General features: G+C 75.9%; 3 protein-coding genes. All 3 read right to left on the bottom strand.

The features are described 5' to 3' along the window. Positions 1-274: 274 nt before the first annotated feature. Positions 275-1,252: an NAD-dependent epimerase/dehydratase family protein gene (locus AC0CYZ_RS32120; RefSeq protein WP_472222406.1), complete on the bottom strand. Its 978-nt coding sequence runs from the start codon at positions 1,250-1,252 to the stop codon at positions 275-277. Then, positions 1,252-2,433 (bottom strand): glycosyltransferase, encoded by a 1,182-nt coding sequence (locus AC0CYZ_RS32115; RefSeq protein WP_472222404.1) that lies wholly within the window; start codon positions 2,431-2,433, stop codon positions 1,252-1,254. Before AC0CYZ_RS32115 ends, AC0CYZ_RS32120 begins: the two co-directional genes overlap by 1 nt. Beyond that, positions 2,430-3,826, bottom strand: a 1,397-nt coding sequence (locus AC0CYZ_RS32110; RefSeq protein WP_472222402.1) for a sugar transferase, incomplete at its 5' end; no start/stop codon positions are given. The genes AC0CYZ_RS32110 and AC0CYZ_RS32115, both read right to left, overlap by 4 nt.

Raw genomic sequence — 3,826 nt, 5'->3', positions numbered from 1 at the left:
TCGACGATGCCGTGGTTGGCCTCGACCGCCGCGGCGCCGGGGCCGAGGTTCCAGTACGGGATGGCGGCGATCACCGTGTCGTGCACGGGGCTCGCGGAGGCGGTGGGGCCGGGGGTCCCCCCGCCGGGGTCGTCCACGGCCGTCACCCCCGCGACCGCGGCCACGACGACCGCGACGACGACCGTGACGAGCAGGAGACGCGAGCGGCGAGGCGTCGGAGCGGCATGCGTGCCCCTCTTCTCTCGATGGGCGGGGCGGGAGCCGCGGGACGTGGTCATGCGACGGCCGCGCTGCGCCCCAGCTGGTCGGCCACGACGGCGTCGATGACGTCGTCGAGGTCGCGGGTGGGCCGGAAGCCGAGCAGCTGCCGGGCGAGTCCGCAGTCGGGCACCCGACGCTGGAGGTCCTCGTAGCCGCGCCCGTACACCTCCTCGTACGAGCGCCGCACGATGCTGCTCGAGGAGCCGGTGCGGGCGATGACGCGGTCCGCGAGCTCGGCGATGCTGACCGGTTCCGACCGCCCGATGTTGACCGCGCGGCCGGTGGCCTCGTCGCACGCGGCGAGTGCGACCAGGGCGGGCACGACGTCGAGCACGTGGCAGAAGCAGCGGATCTGCTCGCCGGTGCCGAAGACCGTGAGCGGCTCCCCCGCCAGGGCCTGGGCCACGAAGCGCGGCACGACCATCCCGTACAGCCCCGTCTGGCGCGGACCGACGGTGTTGAACAGCCGTGCGATCACCCCGTGCATGCCGAAGGCCTCCACCGAGGCGGCCAGGAGGCTCTCGTCGAGCGCCTTGGCCTCGGAGTAGGACCAGCGGTGCATCAGCGGCGAGCCGACGATGCGGTCGTCGTCCTCCCGCAGCCCGACCTTGGTGTTCTTGCCGTAGACCTCGCTGCTGGAGGCCACCAGCAGCCGGGCGCCGTGCCGCCGGGCGGCCTCGAGCACGATGTCGGTGCCGTGCACGTTCACCCGGATGCCCTCGACGGTGCGGTCCCGGACGACGAACGCCCCGACGGCGGCGGCGAGGTGGAAGACGGTGTCGGTACCGGTCACCAGGTCGTCGACCAGGCCGGTGTCGAGCACCGAGCCGCGGTGGAACGCCAGGGCCGGGTCGTTCGCCACGGCCCGGAGGTTCGCGGGCGACCCGGTGCTGAGGTCGTCGAGGGCGACGACCTCGTGCCCGGTCGCGAGGAGGTGCTCGACCAGGTGGGAGCCGATGAACCCGGCGGCGCCGGTGACCAGGGCCCGCATCACGCGCCCCCCACCAGGGTGCGGGGCGTCGGCACGCCCGGCGCGCGGGGCGCCGGGACGACGTCCGCCCGCACCTCGGTGACGCCGGTGAGCGGACGGCGCCGGGCGTCGAGCCGCTCGTAGAGCGTGTCGATGCGGTCGGCGACCGCGGCCATCCCGTAGTGCGCCATCACCGCGGGCTCGCTGCGGCGCGGGCGGGGGGACGCGAGCTCCTCGGCGATCGCCTGCCGCATCCCGGCCACCTCACCGGGCACCTGGCGGGCGCGGTCGGTCGGGATGCCGTCCAGGGCGGGGCAGGTCGTGTAGAGCGCCGGCACGCCGTTGGTCAGGGCCTCGAGGACCGACAGGCCGAACGTCTCCTGCTCCGAGCTCGCGACGAAGAGGTCGAGCGCGGACAGGACGGCGGCCACGTCGTGGCGCTCCCCCGCGAAGGTCACCCAGGGCGCGGCGCCGCTGGCGCGGGCGACCTCCTCGAGGTGCGCCCGTTCCTCCCCGTCGCCGACCACGAGCAACCGGGTCGTCGGTCCGAGCAGCGGCGCGGCGGCGGCGATCACCATGTCGAAGCGCTTGTTCGGGTCGAGGCGCCCGAGCACGCCGACGACGGTGGCCGTCGCGGGCAGGTCGAGCTGGTCGCGCACCTCCGCGCCGGCGACGGGGTCGGCGGCGACCCGGTCCAGGTCGAGGCCGTTGGGGATGATCTCGATCTTGCGGGAGGGCACCCCCCATCGCTCCAGGCGGTCCCGGACCGCCGGGGACACCGCGATGGTGACGTCGGAGCAGACGTCGCTGGCGAGGTAGAGCGCCCGCACGCCGCTCGTCATGCGCCGGCGCTCGAGGTGGGTCTCCCCGATGGAATGTTCGGTGGTCACGACGTGGGGCACGCCGGCGAGCCGGGCGGCGAGGCGCCCGTAGATGCACGAGCGGTAGAGGTGGACGTGCACCACGTCGTAGCGCCCCCGACGCATGAGCGCGGCGAGGTGGAGCAGTGCGGGGAGCTCGGTGTTGCGGGTCATCCCCAGGTCGCGCACCCGGCCGCCGTCGCGAATGATCATGTCCGCCACGGGGCCCGGGTTGTAGAGGGTGACGACGTCGGCCTCGTGGCGGGTGTGCCGCAGCAGGGAGCGCAGCTGCAGCTCGGCGCCACCGACGCCGAGACCGGTGATGACGTGCAGGACCTTCACGGACGACCTCCGGGTGTGTCGGGCGTTCCTGCCGGCCCCCGGGGGGACGCGGCGGGCAGGGCGACGAGGGTGCGGAGCAGGATCACGGTGTCCAGCCACGCCGACCGGTAGGCGACGTACTGGGAGTCGAAGCGGGCGCGGTCGGGGACCGAGGTGTCGCCGCACAGCCCGTGGACCTGGGCCCACCCGGTCAGGCCGGCGCGGACACGCAGGCGGTCGAGATAGCCGGGCACGGTGCGCGCGAACAGGGCGGCGAAGACGGGACGCTCGGGACGGGGTCCGACCAGGGCCAGGTCGCCCCGCAGCACACCGAGCAACTGGGGCAGCTCGTCCACGTGGGTGCGGCGCAGCATCCGTCCCCACGCCGTGACCTGGGTCTCGGGGACCGTCCAGCCACCCTCCTCGTCCCCCGCGACGGTCCGGACCTTGACCACGCGGACGGGCACGCCCGCGCGGCCGACCCGCCACTGGCGGAAGAAGGCCGGACCGGGGCCGGCGAGCCGGCCGGGGCCGGTGAGCGCGGCGGCCGCCAGGACCAGGGGCGCGCTCAGCGCGAACAGGACGACGGCGAGCACCAGCTCCCCCACCCGGTGGACGCATCCCGTGACGGAGGCCCCGCCCGAGACCGGGCGGAGGGGCACGAGCGTGGTGCCCCACAGGTCGTCGAGGTGTGCGAGGGGGACGTCGAGCCCGGAGCGCGGCAGCCGCGGGGCCACCCACACCCGGGCGCCGGCCGCCCGCGCCGTGTACAGGGCGTCCTCCAGCCCGTCCGGTACCACCTCGCCGCCGGCGACGGCGGCGCCCTCGTCGGCGGCGCACGCCACGACCACGCGTCGGACGCCGTGGTGCGTGACCAGGCCGGGGAGGTCGGACACCGGGCCCCGCGGCACCGGCCCGCCCGGCCCCTCCCACTCCCCCGGTCGGTCGGCCGGGTCGGGATCGTCCAGGACGCCCACCGGGTGGAGCCCCAGCTCGGGTCGGGCCCGCATCACGCCGACCAGGTGCCGGCCGGTCGGCCCCGCGCCGATGACCACGACGGGTTCCCCCGGTCGCCGCCGACGGTGCCGCCGCTGCGCCGTACCGACGGCGACCCGCGAGACGCAGACCAGCACGGCGGCCACGGCGACGGTCGCCACGGGTGCCCAGGGCGCCACCCGCCCGACCGCGAGCAGGACCAGCACCGGCAACGGCAGGAGGGTCGCGACCGCCAGGCGCGGCACCCGCGTCCCGACGAACGTGCTGATCCGCGGCCGGTACGCGCCGTCGCAGGCGAGCACGACGACCACCGCCAGGCCGTAGCCGAGGGCCAGGACTCCGGGCAGCCCGACGAGCGCGGCGGCGAGCGCGGCCGCCGCACCGTCGAGGCACCCGACCAGCACGGCGGCCCCGTCGT

The sequence above is a fragment of the Actinomycetospora sp. genome (assembly GCF_055612215.1).
Note: the sequence above shows the minus strand (reverse complement) of the source record. Positions and strands in the feature narration are given on the sequence as shown.

Excerpts from the sequence above, each read along its gene's own strand:
- AC0CYZ_RS32120 (WP_472222406.1), bottom strand. The coding sequence starts at position 1,252 with ATGCGGGCCCTGGTCACCGGCGCCGCCGGGTTCATCGGCTCCCACCTG.